At 63.6% G+C, this 23856-nt stretch carries 25 protein-coding genes; 6 read left to right on the top strand and 19 right to left on the bottom strand.

Features of this window, described 5'->3' with window-relative positions:
- Window positions 1-84 precede the first annotated feature (84 nt).
- Window positions 85-477 (top strand): hypothetical protein, encoded by a 393-nt coding sequence (locus O0879_RS04425; protein WP_289909916.1) that lies wholly within the window; start codon window positions 85-87, stop codon window positions 475-477.
- Between the two features lie 190 nt (window positions 478-667).
- Here O0879_RS04425 and O0879_RS04420 read toward each other — a convergent pair whose 3' ends face one another.
- From O0879_RS04420 to O0879_RS04410, 3 genes are read right to left on the bottom strand one after another with little or no spacing between them, the layout of a single operon-like run.
- Complete coding sequence (locus O0879_RS04420) at window positions 668-1051, bottom strand: cupredoxin domain-containing protein (RefSeq protein WP_289914896.1); 384 nt, start codon at window positions 1049-1051, stop codon at window positions 668-670.
- 3 nt (window positions 1052-1054) lie between these two features.
- The gene (locus O0879_RS04415; protein WP_289916150.1) at window positions 1055-1948 is read right to left on the bottom strand and encodes a metallophosphoesterase; all 894 of its coding nucleotides are present in this window, start codon (window positions 1946-1948) and stop codon (window positions 1055-1057) included.
- A gap of 58 nt (window positions 1949-2006) precedes the next feature.
- The gene (locus O0879_RS04410; RefSeq protein ID WP_289909918.1) at window positions 2007-2405 is read right to left on the bottom strand and encodes a c-type cytochrome; all 399 of its coding nucleotides are present in this window, start codon (window positions 2403-2405) and stop codon (window positions 2007-2009) included.
- 234 nt (window positions 2406-2639) lie between these two features.
- Here O0879_RS04410 and O0879_RS04405 point away from each other — a divergent pair, with 234 nt between their 5' ends.
- Window positions 2640-3131 (top strand): sigma-70 family RNA polymerase sigma factor, encoded by a 492-nt coding sequence (locus O0879_RS04405; protein ID WP_289914894.1) that lies wholly within the window; start codon window positions 2640-2642, stop codon window positions 3129-3131.
- A complete protein-coding gene (locus O0879_RS04400; RefSeq protein WP_289914892.1) occupies window positions 3118-3927 on the top strand; it encodes an anti-sigma factor in 810 nt (269 codons plus the stop codon). Before O0879_RS04405 ends, O0879_RS04400 begins: the two co-directional genes overlap by 14 nt.
- A gap of 19 nt (window positions 3928-3946) precedes the next feature.
- On the opposite strand, the gene O0879_RS04395 is transcribed toward O0879_RS04400, so the two are convergent.
- From O0879_RS04395 to O0879_RS04385, 3 genes are all read right to left on the bottom strand, one after another.
- Window positions 3947-4996 (bottom strand): alpha/beta hydrolase, encoded by a 1050-nt coding sequence (locus tag O0879_RS04395; protein ID WP_289914890.1) that lies wholly within the window; start codon window positions 4994-4996, stop codon window positions 3947-3949.
- A gap of 9 nt (window positions 4997-5005) precedes the next feature.
- A complete protein-coding gene (locus O0879_RS04390) occupies window positions 5006-6463 on the bottom strand; it encodes an alpha/beta fold hydrolase (protein WP_289914888.1) in 1458 nt (485 codons plus the stop codon).
- Window positions 6464-6548: 85 nt separating this feature from the next.
- Window positions 6549-8834, bottom strand: coding sequence for a heavy metal translocating P-type ATPase (locus O0879_RS04385; protein WP_289914885.1), 2286 nt, complete (start codon window positions 8832-8834; stop codon window positions 6549-6551).
- A 99-nt stretch (window positions 8835-8933) separates the two neighbouring features.
- Between O0879_RS04385 and cadR the strand changes: the two genes are divergently transcribed.
- Window positions 8934-9365 carry a Cd(II)/Pb(II)-responsive transcriptional regulator gene (gene cadR, locus O0879_RS04380; RefSeq protein WP_289914883.1) on the top strand — a complete coding sequence of 144 codons (432 nt, stop codon included), beginning with the start codon at window positions 8934-8936 and terminating at the stop codon, window positions 9363-9365.
- Window positions 9366-9375: 10 nt separating this feature from the next.
- Complete coding sequence (locus O0879_RS04375) at window positions 9376-10458, top strand: hypothetical protein (protein WP_289914882.1); 1083 nt, start codon at window positions 9376-9378, stop codon at window positions 10456-10458.
- Here O0879_RS04375 and O0879_RS04370 read toward each other — a convergent pair.
- The 7 genes from O0879_RS04370 to O0879_RS04340 form a co-directional block, all read right to left on the bottom strand.
- Window positions 10455-12005 (bottom strand): methyl-accepting chemotaxis protein, encoded by a 1551-nt coding sequence (locus O0879_RS04370; RefSeq protein WP_289914880.1) that lies wholly within the window; start codon window positions 12003-12005, stop codon window positions 10455-10457. The two genes, O0879_RS04375 and O0879_RS04370, sit on opposite strands and share 4 nt — an antisense overlap.
- 60 nt (window positions 12006-12065) lie before the next feature.
- Entirely contained in the window at window positions 12066-12533 is a 468-nt protein-coding gene (locus tag O0879_RS04365; protein WP_289914877.1) for a cache domain-containing protein, read from the bottom strand.
- 240 nt (window positions 12534-12773) lie between these two features.
- Window positions 12774-13211, bottom strand: a complete 438-nt coding sequence (locus O0879_RS04360; RefSeq protein WP_289914874.1) for a hypothetical protein — start codon at window positions 13209-13211, stop codon at window positions 12774-12776.
- 13 nt (window positions 13212-13224) lie between these two features.
- On the bottom strand, window positions 13225-13605 hold the full coding sequence (locus O0879_RS04355; protein WP_099667984.1) for a hypothetical protein: 381 nt from the start codon (window positions 13603-13605) through the stop codon (window positions 13225-13227).
- 103 nt (window positions 13606-13708) lie between these two features.
- Complete coding sequence (locus tag O0879_RS04350; protein WP_289914873.1) at window positions 13709-14260, bottom strand: DUF4142 domain-containing protein; 552 nt, start codon at window positions 14258-14260, stop codon at window positions 13709-13711.
- 100 nt (window positions 14261-14360) lie between these two features.
- Window positions 14361-15014, bottom strand: coding sequence for an SMI1/KNR4 family protein (locus O0879_RS04345; protein WP_099667982.1), 654 nt, complete (start codon window positions 15012-15014; stop codon window positions 14361-14363).
- Entirely contained in the window at window positions 15011-15418 is a 408-nt protein-coding gene (locus O0879_RS04340) for a MerR family transcriptional regulator (protein WP_289914870.1), read from the bottom strand. Before O0879_RS04340 ends, O0879_RS04345 begins: the two co-directional genes overlap by 4 nt.
- 190 nt (window positions 15419-15608) lie before the next feature.
- Between O0879_RS04340 and O0879_RS04335 the strand changes: the two genes are divergently transcribed.
- Window positions 15609-16403 carry an SDR family oxidoreductase gene (locus O0879_RS04335; protein ID WP_289914867.1) on the top strand — a complete coding sequence of 265 codons (795 nt, stop codon included), beginning with the start codon at window positions 15609-15611 and terminating at the stop codon, window positions 16401-16403.
- 3 nt (window positions 16404-16406) lie between these two features.
- On the opposite strand, the gene O0879_RS04330 is transcribed toward O0879_RS04335, so the two are convergent.
- From O0879_RS04330 to O0879_RS04305, 6 genes are all read right to left on the bottom strand, one after another.
- The gene (locus O0879_RS04330) at window positions 16407-17714 is read right to left on the bottom strand and encodes a divalent metal cation transporter (RefSeq protein ID WP_289914866.1); all 1308 of its coding nucleotides are present in this window, start codon (window positions 17712-17714) and stop codon (window positions 16407-16409) included.
- A complete protein-coding gene (locus O0879_RS04325; protein WP_289914864.1) occupies window positions 17715-18491 on the bottom strand; it encodes a class I SAM-dependent methyltransferase in 777 nt (258 codons plus the stop codon).
- A 59-nt stretch (window positions 18492-18550) separates the two neighbouring features.
- Window positions 18551-20548, bottom strand: a complete 1998-nt coding sequence (locus tag O0879_RS04320; RefSeq protein ID WP_289916147.1) for a c-type cytochrome — start codon at window positions 20546-20548, stop codon at window positions 18551-18553.
- 234 nt (window positions 20549-20782) lie between these two features.
- Window positions 20783-21982 (bottom strand): FAD-dependent monooxygenase, encoded by a 1200-nt coding sequence (locus O0879_RS04315; RefSeq protein WP_289914863.1) that lies wholly within the window; start codon window positions 21980-21982, stop codon window positions 20783-20785.
- Window positions 21979-22491, bottom strand: a complete 513-nt coding sequence (locus O0879_RS04310) for a MarR family transcriptional regulator (RefSeq protein ID WP_099667977.1) — start codon at window positions 22489-22491, stop codon at window positions 21979-21981. The genes O0879_RS04315 and O0879_RS04310 overlap by 4 nt, the downstream gene beginning before the upstream one ends.
- Window positions 22484-23851, bottom strand: a complete 1368-nt coding sequence (locus O0879_RS04305) for an MFS transporter (protein WP_289914861.1) — start codon at window positions 23849-23851, stop codon at window positions 22484-22486. The genes O0879_RS04310 and O0879_RS04305 overlap by 8 nt, the downstream gene beginning before the upstream one ends.
- Window positions 23852-23856 lie beyond the last annotated feature (5 nt).

The raw sequence follows: 23856 nt of genomic DNA, 5'->3' as shown, positions 1-23856 counted from the left end.
AGTCCACAAGCTACCCGCATGAGACCAAACTTCAACGATATAGCAGGACTATGGGAACGAGATGGATCGCTTCGAGACGTCTACGTGCAGAATACTGAAGCTATCCACTGGGATCGCTTTGACCGCCTACTTTACCAATACGAATGCACGTACAGCTTTGATGGGGCTGCACTCCCATTTCCGGGATCGCGCAACGTTTTGGCGAATCGTGAAGGATCACATTTGTTGTCGATTCTATTGGATGGCCCGGTTGTAATCTGCTGTCATTTCTTCGTCCCCGAGCAGTTAGAACTCGATATCTCACCGAAGGAAGTTGCTGGGTCTTTGCAGCATGAGCAGGTCCTGTTATTCGTTGAAAACCTGGCTGAGACTCTAGAACTTCCTGTGGACATCACCCCTGAAAATTGCGAGAAAAAACCGTTTCTAACGTATGTGTCCCATGCTAAATCGTGGCATATACCCGGTGATCCGCAATAGTGGCCAACGTCCGCTATGGGCCGAAAGCAGCCGCTCATATAAGCTCAGGAAACAGCAGCCTGCGTCAAATGCTGCAACCATGGCCTCGGCAAGCTTCGACGCGCAATAGTGTCTAACATTCTTGCACACGCGACGCGTCGAAGTCGCTTGCCTCATGGGGGCTTGCGTCGAACTTTATGGTTCGTCCACCTTACTCCGTGACAATGATCTTCCCATTCATCTCCTCGTGGCCGCTGCCGCAAAAGTTGTCGCATAAAAAGGCGTATTCACCGGCCTTGCCAGGCGTCAGCCTCACTTCGGTGACCTGGCCCGGCAGCAGGTCGGCGCGGATGCGCATGTCCGGGATGAAAAAACCATGGATGAAATCGATGGCCGTGAACGCCAGCACGACCGGTTCATCCTTCTTCAAGGTGATTTCGTTCGGTGTGTAGACGAATTTCTTCGCCTGGATGGCGATGATTCTTTCTTTTCCGGCAATTTTCTTCACGCCCTGGGCGTCGATGGCGGCTACCGTCAGCAGCGCGCCGATACCGCAGACCAACCTTGCACATAGCTGTCTTCTTGCACGGTCCATGGTTCAGCTCCTTGTCACGGGAAATTCCGTGAGCTTGTAGTCCTTGTTTGCTTCCGCCTCCACCTCGCGCAAGCCCAGGCCCTTGTTCGGCGCGGCGGGGTCCCAGGGCAGGGGTGTGCGCTTTTCCTGCGATCCTGGCGCCGGCAAGGGGAAAATCAGCGACTTGGCGGCGTGGTGCGCGATGTGCTCCGTCATGTGGTGATGTTCCTGGTGGATATGGCCATAGAACACGGTCACATTGCTGTACGGCATCAATAGCGCCATCGCCTTGTCGCCGTCGCGCGTGGCCCAGTCCCATTTGGGCACGAGGTCGAACAGGGGACGGTGGGTGAAGACGACGATGCGCGCATCCTTGGCCTGCTTGTCCAGGTCGTCCTTCAGCCATGCCAGCTGCGTGTCGCCGATGCGCGCGCCGGGGTCGGAGACGTTATCGAGGGCAATGAAATGCACGCCCTTGTGCTCGAACGCGTAGTTGGACGGACCGAAGTTTTCCTTGTAGGCGGCTCCGTTGTCGAGCGCCGCGTCGTGCTCGCCGGGGATGAAACGCACGTTTTTCACTGTCAAGCCCGCCGCGATGTCCTTGAATTCGGCCATGCGCTGGCGGCGCTCCTTCGGGTCGTCCGTGGTATGCGTGAGGTCGCCCGTAAAGATGATGAAATCGGGCTGCACTTCCAGCGCGTTGACGGTGGCGACGGCCTTCCTGAAGGTGTGGAGGGCATCGGGGTTGGCGGCGCCCGTGAAACCCCAGTGCACGTCGGACAACTGGACGAAATAGAAATCCTCGTAGGGAGCGGCTGCCGTCTTTCCGGCCGCCGCCGGCGCATGCCCGTAGAGTCCGGACATGAACACGGCGCCGCCGCCGACGGCGGCCAGTTTCATGAAGCTTCTGCGGTCCATCATGATGTTTCTCCTTGAAATGCCTGGCAATGGCTGGCAGGCGGTGGCACAACTGTCTCTATTTGGTGGCCTGGGCCGGGCTGGCCCGTGCGGATTCCTGCTTCAGATAAGCGATCAGGTCGGCGCGGTCCTGCGCGGACGGCACCAGGTAGCCCATTTTTTGGCCGGGAATCAGTTTTTCCGGACCCGACAGCCATTGGTCCAGCGTTTTCTCGCCCCACACGATGGCGGACGCCTTCACGGCGGGCGAATAGTTGTAGTCGGCGACACTGCCGGCTTTCCTGCCGAACACGCCCTTGTGCGCGGGTCCCACGCCGTTGTAGTCGATCGAGTGGCAGGATATGCACATGCTCTTGTACAGTACCTGGCCGTGCATGGCGTCGCCGGCGGTGGCGGCGCCGCTGAACGCCATCAGCGTGGCCGCGGCCAGGCCAGGGAGGAAGCGGGGATGTTGCATGTCGAACTCCTTTCGCTTTGCGGTTGCCAGGCCCCGATGCAATCGGGGCCTGCACATGCTATAACTGCGAAGGCGCGGCAAATATTCCCGCCTGTGCTGGTTTATTTTCTGCTGTAAAAAAACCGCCATATCGGGAATAAACGGCAGGCAAAGCGAGTCTTGGGAGTTGAGACGCCAGACAGGCGGATGGGTGTTGATTTGAACGACATCGATAAAACCCGGTTCTTTGAAAAAATGGCCTTGCCTCACCTGGACGCCGCCTACAAGCTGGCACGCTGGCTCACGCGCAATGACCAGAATGCCCAGGACTTGGTGCAGACGGCGTTCCTGCGCGCCTACCGCTACATGGACGGCTACCATGGCGACGGCGCGCGCGCCTGGCTGCTGACGATCGTGCGCAATACGTATTACACGTCGCTGCGCGACAGCCGGCCGGAACACGCTGACATCGGCTTTGACGAGGAGCTTCATGGCCACGATGAGGAGGGATGCGGCAACCCGGAAGACATCCTGGCCCGCGCCGATGCGAAGGAGGCGGTCAACCATGCCCTGGATACGCTGTCGCAGCCATTCAGGGAAGTGCTGGTGCTGAAGGAGATCGACGATTTGTCCTACAAGGAGATTGCGGACATCGTCGGCATCCCGATCGGCACGGTGATGTCGCGCCTGGCGCGCGGACGCAAGCTGCTGCTGGCGCGCCTGAAACAATCTGATGGTGAGAGCTGACATGGAGTGCAAGGAATCACAAGACAGGCTGTCCGCCTATGCCGATGGCGAGCTCGATGCCTCGGCCATGGCGCAACTGGCGCAGCATCTGGCCCAGTGCCCGGACTGCGCCAGGGCTTGCGAACAGCTGTTTGCCCTGCGCGCGGCGGTGAAACAGCATGCCGCCGGCCATGCCGCGCCCGCTTTCCTGCAGCAGCGCCTGCGCCAGGCGCTGCAGGAAGAGAGCAAGCAGGCAAGGAAAGCCCCGCGCGGCCGCAAATGGGCGCAATTGCCGTGGGCCTGGATCAATTTTGGCGTGGCCAGCGCCAGCACGGCGGCCCTGGCCGTCACCCTGGCGCTGTATCTGTCCGCGCCCTCGGACGCGGAACGGCTCGACCAGGAGATCGTCGCCAGCCATTTCCGTTCGCTGATGCCCGATCATCTGGCCGACGTGGCGTCCTCCGACCAGCACACGGTCAAGCCATGGTTCAGCGGCAAGCTCGACTTTTCGCCACCCGTGGTTGATCTGGCGCAAGAAGGTTTCCCCTTGATCGGCGGGCGCCTCGACTATATCAACGCGCGTCCCGTCGCCGCTCTCGCGTATCGCCGGCATCAGCATGTGCTGAACCTGTATGTCTGGCCCGATGGGGCACAGCGCGATGCGCCGCCGCGCCTGACTGTCAGGCAAGGCTATCATTTGCTACGCTGGAGCCGCTCCGGCATGCATTATCAGCTCATCTCGGACCTGAATGTGGCGGAGCTGATGGACTTCGAGCGGCGCTTCACGGCACAGATCGACAAGGAAAGTGCGCCGTGAATGCAACGCGCCGCGCGCTTTACTTCAGCAGCGGCGCCACCTTGTCGCGCAAGACCGTCCATTGGGCGTCGTGCATGGCCTGGTTGGGGTCGTGTCCGGCCCGTTTCACCACGGTAAAATCCTTGGCCGGCGCCGTGATGCTGTCGAAGTAGCTGCGCGCGATGGCGGGCGAGGTCAGCAAGTCCGCTTCGCCCATGATGAAGAACACGGGCAAGTCGAAGCGCGTGCCCAGCGCGGGCAGGTCGACCTTGGCGAACATGCCGTCGCCGTGCAGGCCGATGAACTGGATGTACGAGTAGTCATCGGCCGCCTCGGCATCGGCCAGCGCTTGCGGCGTGGCGTAGAACGGCGCCGGCTGCCACCAGTGCTTGGGCGGCGCATCCGTTGCCAATCCCTCATATTTGCGGTCGAAGCGGCGCAGGATGCCGAAGTTGCGCGGATCGCGCCAGGGCGGCGCGCCGAGCGCCGTCAGCTTGTCCACCGTGGCGGTATCGCCGGCCGCTTGCGCCAGCGCAAGCACTTCCCGGTACATGCCGGTTTCGTTGGCCCGCGCATTGACCACCTGCGCCGTGCCGATATACGCGTGGAACAGCTCTGGCTGCGCCTTGGCCATGTGCACGCCCAGGATCGAGCCCCAGGAACTGCCCATCAAAATGACTTTCCGCTGGCCCAGATGCTGTTCGATATAGCGGGCCACGGCGATGCCGTCGTCGCGCATCTGTTCCACCGTCAAGGGGACCTCTTCCGATGGGCGCTGTTTGCCATATGTCATGCCCGCGCCGCGCTGGTCCCACTGCACCAGGGTGTAGTGGCGTTCCCAGCCCGCATAGATGGCATCTGCGTAGGGACTGAGCGCATTGCCGGGGCCGCCGTGGATGAACAGGATCACGGGATTGCCGCAAGCGGCGCCCGTGACCGTGATCCATTGCTCGATGCCATTGATGGGCACAAAGCCCTGTTCGCGGACGGACTGTGCGGGCGAAGCGCAGATGGATGGCGAAGCGGGCGGCGCCGCTTGTGCCACGCCGAAACAAGATAACAGCAGCAATGCCAGTCCTGTGATGCGCATATCGTCCTCTTAGTTAGTTGGTGGGAATTGCAGCGTGCAATCCTGCGCCGGTTTGCCGGCGATAAAGCGGGTGCTGGCCTGTTCAAAACAGGCGGGCGCCGTCCACAGGATGAAATGCGGGGCGTTGTACACGGTGGACAGGGCCACCTTGCCGGCCTTGTTCTGCGTCAAGGCCTGCACTTGCGCCTGCGCGCCCGCGTAGGGCGTCTTCGGATCCAGGGTACCCTGCAGTACCAAAGTGGGTGGCACTTTCGCCGGCAAGGCGCCGAAGTAGGCGTCGCGCGGGTAGGTGGGCAAGCCGCCGCCCAGCAGGATGCGGGGCAGGGGACTGGTAAACAGCAAGTCCGCCTCGTCGCGGTCAAGGTCGGCGGCGGCCCAGCCGGGGCGCAGCGAAGCTTGCAGATTGTTTTCCGAATTGCTGATGATATTGACCAGCGGTATCGACAGCGGCGACTGGGGATAGCTGCCCAGGCCGGCCGCCGCCTGCGTCAGGGTGGCGCGCACGGCCGCCAGTTCGCCATCCTTACCCTGGTCCAATTCCTGCAGCAGATACGGGATACGGGCGCGGGCGGCCGGGACGTCGAGCATGCCGCCCAGGAAGTGCTTCAGGTTCTTGCCGGGGATCTTCGCCAGCAGCGCGGGATCGGCTTGCGCCTTGTCCAGCACGCGGCGGTACAGGGTCACAGCCGGCTCGCCCAGTGCCGCATGGCAAGCGGCATCCGCATCGCACCAGGCGAGCACTTGCATGCCGACCGTGTTGACCACGTGCGAGCGCTGGCTCAAGTCCCAGCGCGCATCCGTCTGCGGCGGCACCAGCGAGTCGAAGATGACGCCCTTGACGGGCAGCGGTCCCAGCTGCAAGGTGCGCAAGACCAATTGCGTGCCGTACGACACACTGTATACATACATCGGTGGTTTGTTCTTGCCCTGTTCGCCTGCGATCAAGGCTTGCAAGTCGCGCGCCGCCATGGTGATGGAAAACTGGCCCGCGTATTCCGGCATCAAGTTGATGCCGGCAAAGCAGCTGCCCCATTCGGCACCCGCCAGGGCGCGGCCGCCGGGACTCCGTTCCGACTCTTCCACCTTGCACAGGCGCGAGGAATGCCCCGTGCCGCGGTGGTCGGGGATGAGGAATTCAAATCCGGGAAAGCTGCGGCGCAAGGTGGGCAGCAAGCTGTAGAACGAAGCGCCCGATTCGCCGGGGCCGCCCGCCACCAGCCACAGGGTGCCTTTGGCGGGCTTGCCGGCAGGCACGTCGGCGGCAATCTTGCGCACGAAAACGTGCATGGCGTCCGGATCACCGATGCCGCGGCCCTGGGCGTCGTAGCTGCCGGGCACGTTCAAACCCGAGCACAGACTGCCGGGCACGGCCGTATCGGAGCAGGGGGTGAAGTACATCGGTTCGGCATGCAGGGAGGCGGCAGCCAGCAAGGTGGCCAGCAGGGGGAGGCGGGGCAGAACGGTCATCGGCTACTTTGGCGAAGGTGGAGATCAAGTGCCAAAGTAGCGTTTTTTACAGCAATTGTCCAGATGGAAATATTTCTATAGGAACTTAATTAGGCTTGCTGCCACGCAGCAACCTGAGTCCATTGGCCACCACCAGCAGGCTGGCGCCCACGTCGGCGAAAACGGCCATCCACAGGGTCGCCATGCCGGCCAGCGCCAGGCCGAAGAACACGGCCTTGATGCCGATGGCAAAGCTGATGTTTTGCACGAGGATGCTGCGCGTGCGCTGGCTCAGGCTGATGAATTCGGGCAATTTACCCAGTTCATCGTCCATCAGGGCCACGTCCGCCGTCTCGATGGCCGTGTCGCTGCCGGCCGCGCCCATGGCAAAGCCGATGTCGGCCTGCGCCAGGGCGGGGGCGTCGTTGACGCCGTCGCCCAGCATGGCGACCACGCCGAACTGCTGCTGCAAGGCCTTGATCTCGTCCAGCTTGTTTTCTGGCAGCAATTCCGCCTTGACCAGGCTGACACCGACTTCATCGCCGATGCGCTGGGCCGTCAGCAAGTTGTCGCCCGTCAGCATCACGGTGGTCACGCCCAGCGCATTCAGGCGGGCGATGGCGGACGCCGCCGTCGGGCGCAGCACGTCGGCCACGGCGATGACGCCCAGCGCACCGGCCGAGGTGGCCAGCACCATGGCCGTGTAGGCTTGCTGTTCCAGCCGCGCCAGGATGGCTTGCAGCTCCGGCGTCAGGGCGTTCAATTCCGTCATCAGGCGCGCATTGCCCAGGTAATACGTTTGTCCATCGATGCTGCCGCGCACGCCGCGTCCATGCAGGGCGGCAAACTGGGTGACGGGCAAGTGGCTGCTGGCGGGCGGACCCGCCTTGACGATGGCGGCGGCCAGCGGGTGGGCGGAATTGGCGTCCAGGCTGGCGGCCAGCAGCAGGATGGCATCGCGGTCGCTGCCTTCCAGGGCCACCACGTCCGTGACGGCCGGTTTGCCCATGGTCAAGGTGCCCGTCTTGTCGACGGCGATGGCCTTGATGCGGTAACCCGTTTCCAGGAATTGGCCGCCTTTCACCAGTATGCCGCGCCGCGCGGCCGCCGTCAGGCCGCTGACGACGGTGACGGGCGTGGAAATGACGAGCGCGCACGGGCAGGCGATCACCAGCATCACCAGCGCCTTGTAGATCCAGGCCATGAAGGGCGCGCCGAAGAGCAGCGGCGGCAGCACGGCCACGAGGATGGCGAACACGACGACGGCCGGCGTGTAGTAGCGGGCGAAGTTGTCGACGAAGCGCTGCGTGGGCGCCTGTTTTCCCTGGGTTTCCTCGATTACCTTGACGATTTTCGCCAGGGTGCTGTTGCCGCTGTTGGCGGTGACGGTGACGTCGAGCAAGCCTCGTTCATTGATGGTGCCCGCATACACGACGTCGCCCACAGCCTTGTCCACCGGCATGCTTTCACCCGTGATCGGCGCCTGGTTGACGGACGATACGCCGCTTTGCACGATGCCGTCCAGCGCGATGCGCTCGCCCGGCTTGACGCGCATCAACGTACCGATGGCCACCGTGGCAACGTTCACCTGGCTCCAGGCCCCGCTGGCGTCGGCAACGGTCGCCGTGTCGGGCGCCAGTTGCATCAGGCTTTGCACGGCGTTGCGCGCGCGGTTCAAGGACAAGCCTTCGATCAGCTCGGCAATGGCGAACAGGAAGATGACCATGGCCGCTTCCGGCCACTGGCCGATGGCGATGGCGCCGAACACCGCTAGGCTCATCAGGAAATTGATGTTCAGGGTGAACGTTTTCAGGGCGATCCAACCCTTTTTCAGGGTCGGCCAGCCGCCCGTGGCGATCGACAGCAGGGCCAGGGCGATGACGAGGGGCGAACTGTCCGCATGCGTGGTCCACGCCAGCGCTTCGGCGCCCGCCGCCGCCAGGCCGGAGACGACCAGCAAGCCCTTTTGCATGCCGCTGAGACTGCCTTCGTCCGGGTTGCGCGAAACGGCGGCGTCCGCCTCCATGGGAATGGCTTGCATGCCGATGCCGTGCAGGGCCGCTTCCACCGTGGCCAGTGTAGGCAGGGTGTGGTGCACGTCGAGCACGCGGTTCATCAGGTTGAAATCGAGGCCCACGACGCCGGCCATGGTGGCCAGCTTGTTGCGGATCAAGCGCTCTTCCGTGGGGCAATCCATGTTGGCGATGCGGTATTTGGCCGTATTGGCGCCGGCAATGGCGGCGCTGGGCAGCGCTGGACCGGACGCGGCGGCAGGCGTGGACGAGCACGCATGCTGGCTAGAACAGCAACTGGCCGCCTTGGGCGCAGGGCTGGGTTCGTGCGCATGCTTGTGGTCGTGCGCATGGGTATGGTTATGGCTATCGTGCGGCATCGCATCGTCCTTCCGGTTTCGTGTATGCTTCCATTAGAAACCCTGTAGCGGCTACAGGGTCAAGCGGAATTTGCATGTTGGAATGAAAAAGGGGATGCCATGCGTATCGGAGAATTAGCCAAACGGACAGATTGTGACGTGGAAACCGTGCGTTACTATGAAAAGGCGGGCTTGCTGCAGGAACCGGGGCGCAACAGCGCCGGCTACCGCGAGTACCGGGAAGAACACCAGGAACGGCTGCAATTCATCCGCCATTGCCGTTCGCTGCAGATCGGCTTGACGGATATCCGCGCCTTGTTGGAATTTAAGAACAACCCGGCCGAAGGTTGTCAAAGCGTTAATGAATTACTGGACCACCATATTCTGCGCATTGCCGAACAAATGGCGAACCTGCAAACCTTGCAGGAGCAACTGGTGACCCTGCGCCACCAGTGCGACCAGCCGCAGCCGTCGCAAGACTGCGCCATCCTGCAAAACCTGTCCGAGGCCGCCAGCGGCCACGACTGCGCCTGCCACACCGAACTTCATTGACGATTGCTGCATGCTGAAACTGTTACCTAAAAAAACTTTATTGACCTTATCCCTGCTGTCGCCGCTGAGCCATGCCGCCGATGCGCCGCCCGCAGCCGGACACTACCTGACCCTGTACGCCGTGCCGGGCGTGCCGCAAGACGATGACCCCTACACCTGGAGCACGGCCGGCGGCAAGCAGCTGGCGAAAGGCGTGACGAAGGCGGACGGCCGCGCCTATCTCAAGGGCGAGGAGGGCGAGGAAAACTATGTGCTGAAAACCGTCAGCATGCGCTGGCAGCTGAAGGTGCCGGCCAAGTGCTGGCAGGGCGCGCCGGAGGCTTTCCTGGACTGCGTGCAACTGGCCAAGACCACGAGCCGCTATGACGAAGAGCAGGAGGCGCTCAAGCTGGCGGAGCAGCAGAAGGAAGCCAGGATGCAGGCCAGGATCGCCGCCTACGCGGTGGAGGCCCGTGCCAACGACGATGCGCTGGCCTGGCTGGGGCGTTTGCCTGCGAGCTGGACCCTGGAAGGGTATGGCAAGCGCCTGTTGGGCATCGGCGACAAGATCGCCAGATACATCGCCGACGAAGTCCCGCAGGACGGGCCGGATGCGCGCCAGTTCGTCTGCCGCGCACCGGCCGACTACGGCCCCGTGCCGGACCAGGCCTTTGTGGAAGCGTGGATGGCATTGCCGGACGACGCGCGCAAGGTGCGCGCCGGCCCGCCCTGGGATGCGCTGGCGGCGGCAGGCGGGAAGGGCAACTGGATGGCCCGCCTGGAGCTGTATTACGCCTTGTCGAGCGTCAATGTCAGCGAATTGAGCTTGCTGGAACAGTACCGCATCGTGCAATTGATGGAATGGCTGCACAAGAAGAAGGTGGGCGGCCTGTACAGTTACTTCAGCCCCGCCATCCCGGCAACGCCTGGCAGCAATGACCACGCCGCCTGGCGCAGGCAAGACCAGGTTTTCCTGTATTCAGCCCTGCTGGGTGATTATCATCAGCAATACCGCATGGGCAATGTCTTGCTGCGGGACGCGGACCCCGCGCTGGTCGGGACAGGCAAGGCCATGCAAGCCTGCGCCCGGGCCGCCATGCCGCACCGGCGCTAAGGCGCCAGCAACGGCGCGCCGCCTTCGCCCAGGCGGAAGGCGTCGACCACGCGCAATAGATCATGCGCCTGGTCCTGCATGCTTTGCGCGGCGGCGGCCGACTGTTCAACGAGGGCGGCATTGCGCTGGGTCAATTCGTCCATTTCCGTAATGGCGTTGTTGACTTCCTCGATGCCCTTGCTCTGGCGCTGGCTGGCCGCCGTGATGTCGTTCATGATTTCCGTCACTTGCTGGACGGAGGCGACGATATCGCCCATGGTGCGCCCGGCGCTGTCGGCCAGCTCGCTGCCCGTTTCTATCCTGGCCACGGAATCCTCGATCAATTGCTTGATTTCGCGCGCCGCCGTGGCCGAGCGCTGCGCCAGGCCCCGCACTTCCGTGGCGACGACGGCAAAGCCGCGTCCCTGTTCGCCCGCGCGCGCCGCCTCCACTGCCGCGTTCAAGGCGAGGATATTGGTCTGGAAGGCAATGCCGTCGATGACGGCGATGATGTCGACGATGCGCCCGGAACTGGCCTTGATCGAGCCCATCGTCTCGACCACCTGGCCCACCACGCGGCCGCCCTCGAGCGCCACGTTCGACGTCGACAGCACCATCTGGTTGGCCTGGTGCGCATGGCTGGCGTTTTCGCGCACGGTATCCGTCAAGGCATGCATGGACGACGCCGTTTCCTGCAAGGAATGAGCTTGCGACTCCGTGCGGGCCGACAAGTCCGCATTGCCCAGCGCGATTTCACTCGCTTCCACCGTGATGGTGGAGCCTGCCTGGCGGATGTCGCCCAATAAAGTATTCCAGTTTTTCAGCACCGTGGCCAGGGCCCGCGCCAGCTTGCCCACCTCGTCGTCGCCCCGGGCGTCGATGCGCGTGGTCAAGTCGCCGGCGGCCAGCGATTCGGCGGCACGGCAAGCCTCGTCGATGGGGCCCACCACGGAGCGCGCCACCCAGGTGGCGATCAGGGCCAGCAGGGCAAAGCCGATGGCCATGGTGCCCAGCGACAGCCAGCCGGCGCGCTGGCCCGCATTCTTGGTATCCTGCAAGGCATCGACAGTGCGGTGGTCGAGATTGAGCAGCACCTGGCGCAACTGCCCGCGCACTTGCTGGTAATGCGTGGCGGCATTTTGCATCGCCGCCACGCCCGTATTCGGGTCCATGGACGCCAGGTCCAGCGCCTGCGCCACGCTGGCACGGTAGCGTTCGACACCCGGCAGCGCCTGGCCTGCTTCCGTGGCGGCGCCCGAGAATGTCTGCAATTGCTGCAAGCCTTGTGCGATGGCGTTCAGCTGGCCATCCGTTTGCGCGCCGAATTGCTTGAACTGCTCATCCGACAGGCTGGCCGCGATGGCGATCTTCGCATACACGTCGGCGTGCACCTGGCCCAGGGCAATAGCTTGCTGGTTCGCAAGCCGCTCGGCCGTCAGGGTGACGTCTTTCAGTTCGCGCATGCGCTGCTCGTTCTGCTGCATGGCGAAATAGGACAAGGCCCCCATGGCCAGCAGGCAAGCCAGCGCGACCACCGGGACGATCAACATCTTCTGTGCGATTTTCATCGGAGCCCCTATCGTCAAGAGAGCGGACAACCATCCCGGCGCCGGCGGCGCGGCGGCTGGCTACAGGTAGATGCCGCCGCAGACGACGGTCTCGGCCAGCTTTTCGCAATACATCACCTTCGGCTCGATCTTCTTGGTTTCCGGATTCGTGAATTTGTATTCCTGCCAGAACGTGCCCTTGCTCTTGGCCAGGTCGACGCGCTCCTTGACGAAGGCCTTGCCATCGATATCTTTCAACTCGATCAAGTTCTTGCCCACCATTTTCGGATTGGCGCCATGCGCGGCGACCGTGCCGTCGAGCTTGTACACGACCAGGTACAGGTCGTGCAGGATGAATTGCGGCGACTTGGCCGTGATTTCGCCATACGCCTTGGCGTCGCCGGCGCTCTTGATGTAGGCCACGCCTTTCTTGACCATGGCTTCGGCGTCGGCGCGCGTGGCGCCGCCCTCGGCAGCGCTGGCGACACCGGGCAAGGTAGCGACGGCAAGCATGAGCGACAAGCACATGGCAGGGGCGAACTTGGGCATGAGAATCTCCTTCACATTGCGGCTGGGGGAAGCCGGCGGGGGAACCGGCGCAGTAAGGCGGCGCCTATCGAAGTGCCGACGGCTCATGGTAGCGCGATGCCAGTGGGCATGCGCTGGTGCAACGGATATTTTTTCAGACGGGCGTTTTTGCAACGGCGCGTGCACATTGCCGCAATGGATATTTCATAGGGGAAAGGAAGGCGCAGCCTATCGTGTCGATAGTGTGGCGTGTGCGCCGCGCTACCAGCTGGCCGGGTCTTCCGCCGCCGCGCGCGCCAGGTCGTCGCGCCAGTCTTGCCGCACCAGGCGGTAGATATCGGCAAAGAAGGCGCGCGGGTCGTGCATTTCGTCCCACAGGGCCGGCAGCGCATGCGTGCTTTCCGGGTCATGTTCGAGGATGGCCTGGAAATCGTAATCAGGGTCTTGCAAGGCCTGCGCCAGCACGGCCACCAGCGCATGGCGGTGGCGGTAGCTGAGTTCCTTGTATTGGGACGTGATGTCGCGCCGTATCAGCGCCGCGCGCTGGGCAGGATCGTTCATGTCCCAGGCATCCAGCTCCACGCCCAGGGTTTCTTCGCGGTCATACACGTCGAAGGGACCGAGGAAATGGTGCAAGGTGGGAAGGTAGGGGGCGTCGCTCCAGGGGCCGCGCAACCCCTTTTGTTTCAGTTCTTGCATGATGATTTTCCGTTCACGCGCACTCAGGCAAGGTCCAGCCTTCATACCCCAGGTCGGTCGGGTAGATGGCGCGGTTCTGGCCCCAGTGGGCGTGGTCGAGGATGCCGTCTTCATGCATGTCCAGCACCCATTCCGTGCTTTCCAGCATGGTGCCATCCTTGTGGTACACGCGGAAGAAGGTGGACGTGCTGAACGCGCGCACGATGTTATTCGGCACGCCGTTGCCGTAGTGCGGAACATAGGTCTTGATCACGCACGTGCCCTGGTCGTTCCACTGCTGGGCATACACGGTGGCATTGCGCGCCGCGCTCACCTTGATGAAGAGCCAGCCTGCCAGCAGGATGAGGAACAGGAAGGCGGCGGCGATCAAGCCGGTTTTCTTGAGTAGCTGCATGAGGTCATGGCATGGCCGAAAACGAAGTTGCCGCATTGTATGTCAAGAGCAGAAATACTTGCTGTACAGCACGTACTGCAAGTATTTCCCCGCGTATGGCTGTCTATTTCGCCAATGCCGCGTGCAGCGCATGCGCCATTTCCAGGTGATGTTGCAACGCCGGCAAGGTTTTCGTGGCAAAGGCCTTGATGTCGGGATCGCTCGCCTTTTGGCTGGCATCCGTGAACAGTTTCACGGCTTCCTTGTGCGCCGCCACGCCGATGGTGGCCGCATATTCCCTGTCGAAGGCCTGGCCTTCCAGGCGGCCCAGCCGGTCAATCAGCGCCTTGTGTTTCGCGCCGGGCTGGTCGCTGACCTCGATCTGCTTGCTGCTGGCCAACTGTTTCAGCGCGTCGGCCACTGTCGTGTGGGCGGTGACCATGGCGTCAGCGAATTGCTTCACTTCCCTATTGCTGCTCTTGCTTTGCGCCACCTTGCTGGCGGCGATTTCCGTGCTGCCCGCATCGGCGGCCTTGCTGAGGAATTGCTTGTCGTACGCGCCCGGCGCGGCGGCGGCGATGCTGTTGATGGCGATCCCGCTCAACAGCGCCACGGCCGCGCCGATGGCCACGCTTTTCAGGGAGGGGGTACGGGAACTGGTGGTGGAGATAGGCATGGGAAATCCTTTCAAGTATGGCGTTTTATGCAAGCTGATGACAATGTTAAGCCCTCAGCCTGCGCACACCCATAGGACAGGCGCGGCCATGCCCGTAGGACTAGTCCTGTTCGTTAGCGCACAGTTCGACTTGTTTAATAGCAAATAAAGCGGCGATGCCCGCATCGCGGCGCCAGGCGGGCATGCCGATATCGAGCCACTGCGCCATCGCTTCCAGGTGGGAGGGTTCCGAAACGCTGTGTTCGAGTTCCTCCAGCACCGTGTCGCGGTCGATATACAGGCTGTCCAGCCAGGCGTCGAACGAGGGCGCCAGCTCCATCAGGCCATGGGCGCGCTTGCCCGTCCACTCCGGCAATTCCTGCACATAGGCCAGCACCCGGCCGCCGCCTTCTTCCGTCAAGTCCAGGTAGAGCATGGAATTGCCGCCATCGCGGGCGAACGGCAGGATGCGCACCGGCATGTCCGCATGCTGGCGCGCGGCGCGGATTTCGCCGACCAGGGTTTCATCGCAGAAATCGCCTTCGTCGGCGCTGAAAAAGGTATTGAAGCCCATTTTTTCCACGCCGCCATTGCCGTCCGGCACATCGCACGTGTAATCGAACCAGGCGCCGTTGGCGACGCGTAAGAACGCCAGGAAGGCGGGCGGCAAGGGCGCTTCCAGCAAGGTTTCGATGGCGGCGATCTGCTGCGCCGTGGGGGCAGGCTTGGCGCCCTCGAGCGCCAGGTGGCGGTATTGCGTGTAATGGTTGCTCATTGGTACTCCTTGTCGTTATTCTTGTTCATATGCACTGGCGCCGCATCGTCGCAACCCGTCTCCACCTTGGCCAGTGCATCGACGAGGCCGGCGCGCAGCACGGCCATCGAACGGGCCTTGTCATCGATCTGGGCAATTTTCGTTTCCAGCATGGTCCGTTTGGTCTGCGCATCGAGCGCGTTTTCCTGCCAGACGGCAATGACTTCGGCGATTTCCTTCAAGGTAAAGCCCAGCGCCTTGGCGTGGCCGATCAGCTCGATGCGCCGCAAGGCTTGCGCCGAGTATTCCTTGTAGTTATTCGTCACGCCCGGCTTCGGCGCTTCCTCCAGCAAGCCCTGGCGCTCGTAGAAGCGCACCGTATCCTTGCTGACGCCCGTCAGGCGGGTGATTTCACCGATGCGCATAGTTTTTTGACTTTCTACTCATTTGTGGAGCGTGAAAAATGTGCAGGGCAAGGCGTATAGGCGCAGACAGTACGCTAGTACGGCAAGACTATGCAACGCGGCCATGCGCACTTTTTTGCGTTCCACGCTTGACCGTGGACTAAAGTCTACAGTTTACATTAGAAATACTCTCAACTACGACACGTTCGCCATGCTCCCATACGACTACACCAACCAAACCGTGCTGATCACGGGCGCCTCGTCCGGCATCGGCCGCGTCTTTGCGCAAACCCTGGCCGCGCGCGGCGCGCACTTGCTGTTGCTGGCCCGTTCCGGCGCAGTGCTCGACAGCCTGGCCAGGGAACTTTCCCAACGCCACGGCATCCGCGCGCACGCGCTGGTGGCCGACCTGGGCTTGCCCGGCGCCGCGCAAGACGCCCATGCACAGGCGTGCGCCTTGGGCATGCCGCCCGACGTGCTGATCAATAACGCGGGCTTCGCCACGCATGGCAGGTTCGAGAGCATCGACCTGGCGCGCCAGGCGGCCGAAGTGACCGTCAATTGCACGGCCCTCATGGAACTCACGCACTGCGTCTTGCCGCACATGCTGGCCCAGGGGCGGGGCGCCATCATCAACGTGGCGTCCACGGCGGCCCTGCAGCCCGATCCCTACATGGCGATCTACGGCGCCAGCAAGGCATTCGTGCTGTCGTTTTCGGAAGCGCTGTGGGCGGAAAACCGCCAGCGCGGCGTGCGCGTGCTGGCCCTGTGCCCTGGCGCCACGGACACGGCCTTCTTCGACGTGGTGGCCGCGCCCGAAGCGGCCGTGGGCAAGCGCATGGCGCCGCAAGCCGTCGTCGATGAAGCGCTGCGCGCGCTGGACCGGGGCCGCAGCAGCCATGTGGCGGGCCGGCCGAACCGGCTGCTGGCCTGGCTGCCGCGCCTGCTGCCCCGCCAGACCGTGCTGGGCATCGTAGAAGGCATGCTCAAGCCGAAGACGGCCTAGGCTTCAAAACGCCATGGTGGCGAACATGGCCAGCACGGCCGTTGCCATGACGATGGTCGACAGCCAGCCCAGCGCCCGCAGGCGTCTTGAAATGGTGAGCGTGCCCATGATGGCGGGGCGCGAGGCCATCACCATCATCAGGGCCATGATGGGCACGGAAATGACGCCATTGATGACGGCGCTCCAGTACAGGGCCTTGATGGGGTCGAGCGGCGTGAAGCACAGGGCGGCGCCGATCACGGTGGCCGTGACGATGATGCCGTAGAACTTCTTGGCGGCCCGGGGCGCCAGTTCCAGGCTGTTTTTCCAGTGGAAGGCGCCCGCCATGGCGTAGGCGGCCGAGCCGGCCAGCACGGGAATGGCCAGCAAGCCCGTGCCGATGATGCCCAGGCTGAACAGGGCAAACGCGAACTCGCCGGCGATGGGGCGCAGGGCGGAGGCCGCTTGCGCCGACGTGTCGATATGCGTGATGCCTTGCGCGCCCAGGGTCACGGCCGTCGTCAGCATGATGAAGAAGGCCACCAGGTTGGAAAAGCCCATGCCGATGGCCGTGTCCATCTTGATGCGCTGGAATTGCCGCGGCGCCTGTTCCGGCGCCCGGCGCAGGGCTTGCGCGCCGGCATCCGCCTGCAAGTCTTCCACTTCCTGCGATGCCTGCCAAAAGAACAAGTACGGGCTGATCGTCGTGCCGAACACGGCCACGATCATGGTCACCGAGGCGGCCGACCAGGCGAACCGGGGCCAGACGGTGCGCTGCGCCACTTCGCCCCACGGGATGTGGATGGTCAGCACGGTGGCTACATAGGCCAGCAAGCCCAGGGTCAGCCATTTCAGGATGCGTACATATTGTTGGTAGGGAATAAACACTTGCAGCAGCAGGGACAGCAGGCCGAAGCCCATGGCGTACAGGTGGGTGGGACCGCCGATGATCAGGGTCAAGGCATCGCCCATGGCGGCCACGTCGGCGGCGATATTGATGACATTGGCGAGCAGCAGCAAGCCGACGATGGCGTACAGCAAGGATTTCGGATAGTGGCGGCGGATATTCGTCGCCAGCCCGTGCCCGCTGACCCGGCCGATCTTGGCGCTGATCACCTGGATGCCCAGCATCAAAGGGAAGGTCAGGCAGACGGTCCACAGCATGCCGAAGCCGAACTGGGCGCCCGCCTGCGAATACGTGGCGATGCCGCTGGGGTCGTCGTCGGCCGCGCCCGTGATCAGACCGGGGCCCAGCTTGCCCAGCCAGGTGTCGGAGGGGGCCGCCGCCTGACGGGTGGCCTGCCGCGGTTCTTTGTCTTGTTCACTAGACATCTATACGGCCTGTTTTTGTGCCACGAAGGCGGTCGTCCGGTAGGGCACGCTGATGCTGTCCCGCCCGCGCAAGGCCGGCTCCGACGCGACCAGCTGGCCAATCTCGTCATCGATGCGCTGGCGCGCCTGCGGCGGCAAGGCGGCGATAAAACTGGTGGAGCGCACGCGGTTGAACAGCACGTCTTCGGGCGATCCCGTGTGCTCCTGGGAAAATTGTGTTTCCTGCAAGGGTGTGAAACCCGCATGGGGGAAGGCCCGGCGCCAGGCGCCCGTGTAGTAGCGGGGCGTGTCGCCTTCCGCCTGGTTGACGATGGCGTCCAGTCTTGCCACCCAGGGAACGCTGGCGTCGCGCAGATTCCACACGAGGCCCAGCCTGCCGCCCGGCTTGAGCACGCGCCAGATTTCATCGAGCGCCTGAGGGGTGGCGAACCAGTGAAACGCTTGCGCGCAGACCACGGCGTCGACCGAGGCGTCGGGCAGGGGAATGGCCGTTGCCGTGCCCGCCAGCGCCTGGACTTGCGGCAAGGCCGCCGCCAGTCTTGCCAGCATGGCAGGCACGGGTTCCACGGCAATCACCGTGGCGCCCGTGTCCAGCAGGCGCGGCGTGAACTTGCCCGTGCCGGCGCCCAGGTCCAGCACGGTGGCGCCCGGCCCCAGGCCCAGGCTATCCTGCAGCCAGGCCGACACTGCGGGGGGATAATCGGGCCTGCCCTTGACGTAGCTGGCGGCCGCCGTGGCATAACCGCCGGCTGCCGCGTGGTGGATGTTGCTGCTCATGCAAGACTCCTTGGCGTGGTCGTGGCATGAGCGTAGCAGATTACGAACGCGATGGGGCGTCAGTAGCGCGCATCCTTGGGCTTGCCGCCCTTCGGCCAATCCTTGACCTTGTCGGGGAAGTCCGGGCGCGGCATGTGCGTAAAATATTCGGCCACGTCGACGGCGTCCTGATCGGACAGGTTGCCTTGCCCCAGCGGGAATTTCTGGCCGTGGCCCATCACCATGTTCGCCTTGACGAAGCCGGCCGCCGTGTAGGTGCGGGCCATGCCGGCGCCGATATTGAAGGAGCGCTCGCCCCACAGCGGCGGGAAAGCCACCACGCCGTTGGCGCCGCGGATGCCTTCGCCATTCGCGCCATGGCAGACGGCGCATTGCTCGGCGTACACTTTTTTGCCATGCACGGGGTCAGGCAGCAGATTGCGGTCGATCTTCGCCACGCCCCGTCCCGGCACCTTGTCGTTCGCCTGCGTGGCGCCCTTCATCCAGTCGATATAGGCGACCATGGCCTGCAGGTCGGGGCCATCCACGGGCAGGGGCTTGCCGTGCATGGAGCGGCGGAAGCAGCCGTTGATGCGCTCGCCCAGGCTGATGACCTTGCCGGCGCGCGGCGCTTCTGCCGGGAAGAAGGCGGAAATGCCGAGGAAGGGCGAACCGTTGGCCACGGTGCCGCCATTCAGGTGGCAACTGCTGCAATTGAGGTCGTTGCCCACGTTGTTCGGCAGGCGGGCGCGGGTTTCCGTCATCAGCTGCATGCCGTGGATTAATTGATTGGCGTTCGGATCGGCCGTCAGGGCGGCAAAGCGGGGCGTGACGAAGCCGCCCGCATCCGGCGCCTTGAGCTTGAGCTCCTTGCGCACCTTGGCGATGTGGCCGGGCGTGACCGGTGCGCCGTGGTTGCCCCACTTGCCGCGCACAAAGGTGAGGATTTCCGCCAGTTCCGTGTCGGACAGGCGGTCATACGCGGGCATGCCGAAGGAGCGGGGCGACTGCTGTGTGACGGCCGACTGCCAGCCGGTCAATGCGATATGGATGACGGAAGTGGCGTCCTTCGATTGCACCGAGTCGTTCTGCGCCAGCGGCGGGAAGATGTTTTCCACGCCGCGGCCGTCGCGGCGGTGGCAGGTGGCGCAAAACTGCAGGTAGCCGAGGCCGCCGCGCGTGTTGTACAGCGCGTCGTTGCTGGCCGCGACAGCCGGCGCCGGTTTGCTCTGCTGCACTGGCGCGCCCGGCTTGGCCGGCAAGCCGTGCAGGTAGTGCGCCAGCGCATCGAGGTCGCCGTCCGTAAAGTATTGCGTGCTGTGCGTGATAACTTCCGTCATGCTGCCGGCCGCCGTGCCGAAGCTGTTGCGGCCCGTTTTCAGCAATTGCACGATGTCGGCCGGCGTCCACAGATTGCGCAAATTGACGGCATGCCAGCCGTCGAAGGTGAAGCCGGACAGATAATGCTTGCCGCTGCTGCCATCCTGGCCCATGGTTTTTTCCTGGAAAGCCACGCCGCGCGGCGTGTGGCACGAGCCGCAATGGCCGAGCCCCTGGGCCAGATAGCTGCCCCGGTTCCACATGGCCGACTTGGCGCTGTCGGGCTTGAATGGCGCATCGTCGAGGAAGACGGCGTTCCACAGCGACAAGCCCCAGCGCATGCTGAACGGCCATTTCATGTCCGTTTCGCGGTTTTGCTGCGCCACGGGCGCCACGCCCCGTTGCAAATACGCGTACAGGGCCTGCATGTCGTCGGGCGTGATCTTCGCGTAGGAAGGGTAGGGCATGGCCGGATACAGGTTGTGCCCGTCCGCCGCCACGCCCTTGCGCATGGCGCGGTCGAATTGCGCGAAGGTGTACGTGCCCAGGCCCGTCTTCGCATCCGGCGTGATATTGGTGCTGTAGATGGTGCCGAACGGCGTTTTCAATTCCAGGCCGCCGGCCATGGCGGCGCCGTTCGGGCTCGTGTGGCAGGCCACGCAGTCGCCCAGGCGGGCGACATACTCGCCGCGCTTGATCAGCTCGGCCGACGCCGTGGGCGCAGGTGCCGCCCAGGCGCTGGCGCAGAAGACCAGCATGCCCAGGAGCATGATGGCAAGCCGGCCAAACAGCGAGGGGGAGGAAGCAGTAGGGCGGCGCGAGCCGCGATGCAGGATGGAAATGGCGTTCATGGTGACCCTTTATTATTCGGGCCAAGCTTACGCATTCCTTCCCAATGCGAAAATTGGGAGTTTCTTTCGATCGACTAGGTAATTTTGCCTAGTGCATTGCGGCAACAATTCGTGTATGCCAACGCCTTCTGCCTGCCCGCCTCAGGCCATGTTCGCATACTCGGGCAGCGCGATGGCATCCGCCTTGGGCGTCAGGAACCTGGCCAGTATCGTCTTGATAATTGGCACGTTTGACATGCGCAACAGCGCATGGCCGATGGCGATCCCGGCGCGCGAGTGCGGCGAGGCCAGGCGCGGCGCGAAGGTGGGCACGCTTTGCGCCTGGTCAACATACGGGCGCATGATCGCTTCATACGCGGCAAAGGCTTGCGCATGATCGTCGTGGCGTCCCAGTTCTCCCGCCAGCACGTAGGCGCCGCACATGCCCAGGCTCGTGCCCATGCCGCTGATGGGCGAGGCGCAATAGGCGGCGTCGCCGACGAGGGCAATCCGTCCCTTCGACCAGCGCGGCATTTTGACCTGGGAAATCTGGTCGAAATACAGGTCGGTGGCGTCATCCAGGGCCGCCAGGATGCGCGGCGTTTCCCACTTCAGGGCGCCGAATTTCTCCTTCAGCAGGGCCTTTTGTTCGGCAATCGGCAGTTTTTCATAGGCGCTGGGCGCTTCCTGGAATGACAGCAGGGCGCGCGTGGTGCCCAGGTTATCGGGACGCAGGCACACGCTCAAGCCGCCCGGGGCGTTGAACCAGCGCATCTGGCGTTCGTCGCCCGGCGCGCGCGGGATGGTGAAATAGGCCGTGTAGAGCTTGAACGAGCGGCGTTGGACTTCATCGCCGAACACGAGTTTGCGCGTATGCGAACCGACGCCTTCGGCGCCGATGACGAGATCGAACACTGCTTCGCCGCCCTGTTCGAAGCGCACCTTGACGCCATGCGGCAATTCTTCCAGCGCGGCGATGCTGTCGCCAAAGCGGTAGTCGACCGCGTCGCGGCCATGCCCGATCAGCAGCTTGGCCAGTTCCCCCCGCAAAATTTCCAGCTCGGCCACGGGACCGTTGCCGCCAAAGGCCCCGATGCCGAATTCCGCCTGCGTGCGGTCTTGCGCGTCGACAAACCGGAGTCCATCCTCATGCGTGGTCTTGGCGCGGATGGCGCTCTCGAGCCCCATGCGCTGCGCCACCAGCTTGCCTGCGCCGCGCACGTCGATCGTTTGTCCGCCATCGCGAAACTCGGGCGCCCGCTCGACAACGGTGACGTCCATGCCCAGGCGCGACAGCCAGTAAGCCAGGGTCGGGCCGGCAACGCTGGCCCCCGTGATCAGGATTTTTCGTTTGATCGTCATTTGATTTTCTTTTCTGCTGTGGTTGGCAAAGTGGTCTGGTAAACCGTAATCACTTGCTGGAGAAAGTGTTCTATCGTCGTCCGTTCGCCGGCGGACAAGCCGCTCAGCACCGCGTCCAGTCCGTTGAGCATCGGCGCGATATGCGTGTAGGTTTGCGCCACCGAGGCTGGCACGGGATGGACGAGCACGCGGCGCTTGTCGTCTTGCTGACGCACGCGCGTCACGTGGCCGGCCCGTTCCAGGCGGTCGATGACGAGCGTGACGCCTGCGGTGGTGACGGCAAGGCGCGCGGCCAGCTCATTCGGAGACAGCGGACCGTGCGTGATCAACTGCTCCATCAGGGCCAAATCGGTCTGGTTGATGCCCATCGCGTTACTCAGGTGCAACGCCGTTTCACGGGTCAGGATCGCGATATCCTGCAACTGGCGGCCGATGACATCGCCGGCGATGTGCATGCCACGGGGATCGTCGGCCGCGAATGCTTGATTGTGTGTTGGCTGGTCATGCATGATTTACCTCAAGTTCAGATTTTGCAGCAGTGGGAAAGAAGAACGTCACGCCCATGAAGGCGATGAGTATGCCGGTTTGGATCGTCAATGCGGCGCTGAGCGCCCGGTCCGGCGTCAGGGCGGGATGCGCGGCAAAAAATGCGCCGCTGAACAGGGCCACGCCGATCGATGCGGCGATCGATTGCACGGCAGACAGCACGCCGGAACCGGAGCCGATCTGCTTGTTGTCCAGCGACGCCAGAATGATGCTGAACAAGGCTGCGATCACGAGGCCGGCCCCGATGCCGCAGACCAGCATGCCGGGCACGACATGCCACGCAGAAAATACCGCCGTATTGCCCAGTTCAAATTGCAGCAGCGCCACGCCGGCAAGCTGGACACCGGCGCCCAGTTGCAGCACCTTGCGCCCGAAACGGGCCGCCAGGACGGCGCCGCTCAGGGTGGCGCCGCACGCCGTGCCCACAGCGAATGGCAGATTGGCAATACTTGCTTCGCCCGCCGTCAAGCCATGTCCAATTTGCAAGAAAAGCGTCAGCACCAGCTGCATGCCGACGAGCGAGCAAAAGAACAGGGCAATGCCGGCCAGCCCGGCCGTGTAGGCGGAGCGCTGGAAGATCGACGTCATGATGAGCGGCGTCTGCCCGGCGCGCACCATCGCGGATTGGCGCAGGCCGAACAGGCCGAAACCCAGCACGGCCATCGCCAGCATCGGCCACCCCCACGCCGGCCACGCTCCCGCCTCGCCCAGCGGCAAGACGAGGAATACGGACGACAGTACCAGCAGGCTGGCGCCGGGGACGTCGATGTGGACGGAGCGGTCTCCCGGACGGTGGGGCAGGTAACGCCGCGCCACCAGGAAGCAGGCGATGCCGATCGGAATATTGATCAGGAACATGGCTCTCCAGCCCAGGCCGAACACGTTCGCTTCGAGCAGCATCCCGCCCAGCACGGGGCCGAGTATGCCCGCCAGGCCCAGGATGGGGCCGAAGATGCCAAACACCTTGGCCAGGGCAGCTCCCTGGTAGTTTTCACGCAGCAAGCCCAAGCCTTGCGGCAACAGCATCGCGCCGGCCAGCCCTTGCAGCAGGCGAAAGACGATCAACAATGCGATGGTCGGCGCCACGGCGCACAACAGCGAGGCGATGGTAAAGGCGGCCAATCCGTATAGAAACATGGCGCGCCGCCCGTAGCGGTCGCCCAGCCTGCCGCCGAGCACCAGGCCGGCGCCCAGGGCCAGCGCATAGCCGCCGATGACCCATTGCATCTGGGCGGAACTGGCGCCCAGCGACTCGATCAGGGCAGGTCCACCGACGTTGACGATGGTGGATGCGGCAAGGTCCATGATTTCGGAAACGATCATGACCA

The organism is Janthinobacterium sp. SUN120 (genome assembly GCF_030397735.1).
Classification (GTDB): Bacteria; Pseudomonadota; Gammaproteobacteria; order Burkholderiales; family Burkholderiaceae_D; genus Janthinobacterium; species Janthinobacterium kumbetense.
Note: the sequence above shows the minus strand (reverse complement) of the source record. Positions and strands in the feature narration are given on the sequence as shown.

Bases quoted from the DNA above. Each gene is read 5' to 3' on its own strand.
- O0879_RS04315 (WP_289914863.1), bottom strand. From the start codon at position 21,982: ATGACGATCAAACGAAAAATCCTGATCACGGGGGCCAGCGTTGCCGGC.
- O0879_RS04355 (WP_099667984.1), bottom strand. From the start codon at position 13,605: ATGCAGCTACTCAAGAAAACCGGCTTGATCGCCGCCGCCTTCCTGTTC.
- O0879_RS04400 (WP_289914892.1), top strand. From the start codon at position 3,118: ATGGTGAGAGCTGACATGGAGTGCAAGGAATCACAAGACAGGCTGTCC.
- O0879_RS04390 (WP_289914888.1), bottom strand. From the start codon at position 6,463: ATGACCGTTCTGCCCCGCCTCCCCCTGCTGGCCACCTTGCTGGCTGCC.
- O0879_RS04350 (WP_289914873.1), bottom strand. From the start codon at position 14,260: ATGCCTATCTCCACCACCAGTTCCCGTACCCCCTCCCTGAAAAGCGTG.
- O0879_RS04305 (WP_289914861.1), bottom strand. From the start codon at position 23,851: ATGATCGTTTCCGAAATCATGGACCTTGCCGCATCCACCATCGTCAAC.
- O0879_RS04415 (WP_289916150.1), bottom strand. From the start codon at position 1,948: ATGGACCGCAGAAGCTTCATGAAACTGGCCGCCGTCGGCGGCGGCGCC.
- cadR (WP_289914883.1), top strand. From the start codon at position 8,934: ATGCGTATCGGAGAATTAGCCAAACGGACAGATTGTGACGTGGAAACC.
- O0879_RS04330 (WP_289914866.1), bottom strand. From the start codon at position 17,714: ATGTCTAGTGAACAAGACAAAGAACCGCGGCAGGCCACCCGTCAGGCG.
- O0879_RS04375 (WP_289914882.1), top strand. From the start codon at position 9,376: ATGCTGAAACTGTTACCTAAAAAAACTTTATTGACCTTATCCCTGCTG.
- O0879_RS04325 (WP_289914864.1), bottom strand. From the start codon at position 18,491: ATGAGCAGCAACATCCACCACGCGGCAGCCGGCGGTTATGCCACGGCG.
- O0879_RS04340 (WP_289914870.1), bottom strand. From the start codon at position 15,418: ATGCGCATCGGTGAAATCACCCGCCTGACGGGCGTCAGCAAGGATACG.
- O0879_RS04360 (WP_289914874.1), bottom strand. From the start codon at position 13,211: ATGCAAGAACTGAAACAAAAGGGGTTGCGCGGCCCCTGGAGCGACGCC.
- O0879_RS04370 (WP_289914880.1), bottom strand. From the start codon at position 12,005: ATGAAAATCGCACAGAAGATGTTGATCGTCCCGGTGGTCGCGCTGGCT.
- O0879_RS04405 (WP_289914894.1), top strand. From the start codon at position 2,640: ATGGCCTTGCCTCACCTGGACGCCGCCTACAAGCTGGCACGCTGGCTC.
- O0879_RS04310 (WP_099667977.1), bottom strand. From the start codon at position 22,491: ATGCATGACCAGCCAACACACAATCAAGCATTCGCGGCCGACGATCCC.
- O0879_RS04385 (WP_289914885.1), bottom strand. From the start codon at position 8,834: ATGCCGCACGATAGCCATAACCATACCCATGCGCACGACCACAAGCAT.
- O0879_RS04320 (WP_289916147.1), bottom strand. From the start codon at position 20,548: ATGCTGGTCTTCTGCGCCAGCGCCTGGGCGGCACCTGCGCCCACGGCG.
- O0879_RS04345 (WP_099667982.1), bottom strand. From the start codon at position 15,014: ATGAGCAACCATTACACGCAATACCGCCACCTGGCGCTCGAGGGCGCC.
- O0879_RS04420 (WP_289914896.1), bottom strand. From the start codon at position 1,051: ATGGACCGTGCAAGAAGACAGCTATGTGCAAGGTTGGTCTGCGGTATC.
- O0879_RS04335 (WP_289914867.1), top strand. From the start codon at position 15,609: ATGCTCCCATACGACTACACCAACCAAACCGTGCTGATCACGGGCGCC.
- O0879_RS04365 (WP_289914877.1), bottom strand. From the start codon at position 12,533: ATGCCCAAGTTCGCCCCTGCCATGTGCTTGTCGCTCATGCTTGCCGTC.
- O0879_RS04410 (WP_289909918.1), bottom strand. From the start codon at position 2,405: ATGCAACATCCCCGCTTCCTCCCTGGCCTGGCCGCGGCCACGCTGATG.
- O0879_RS04395 (WP_289914890.1), bottom strand. From the start codon at position 4,996: ATGCGCATCACAGGACTGGCATTGCTGCTGTTATCTTGTTTCGGCGTG.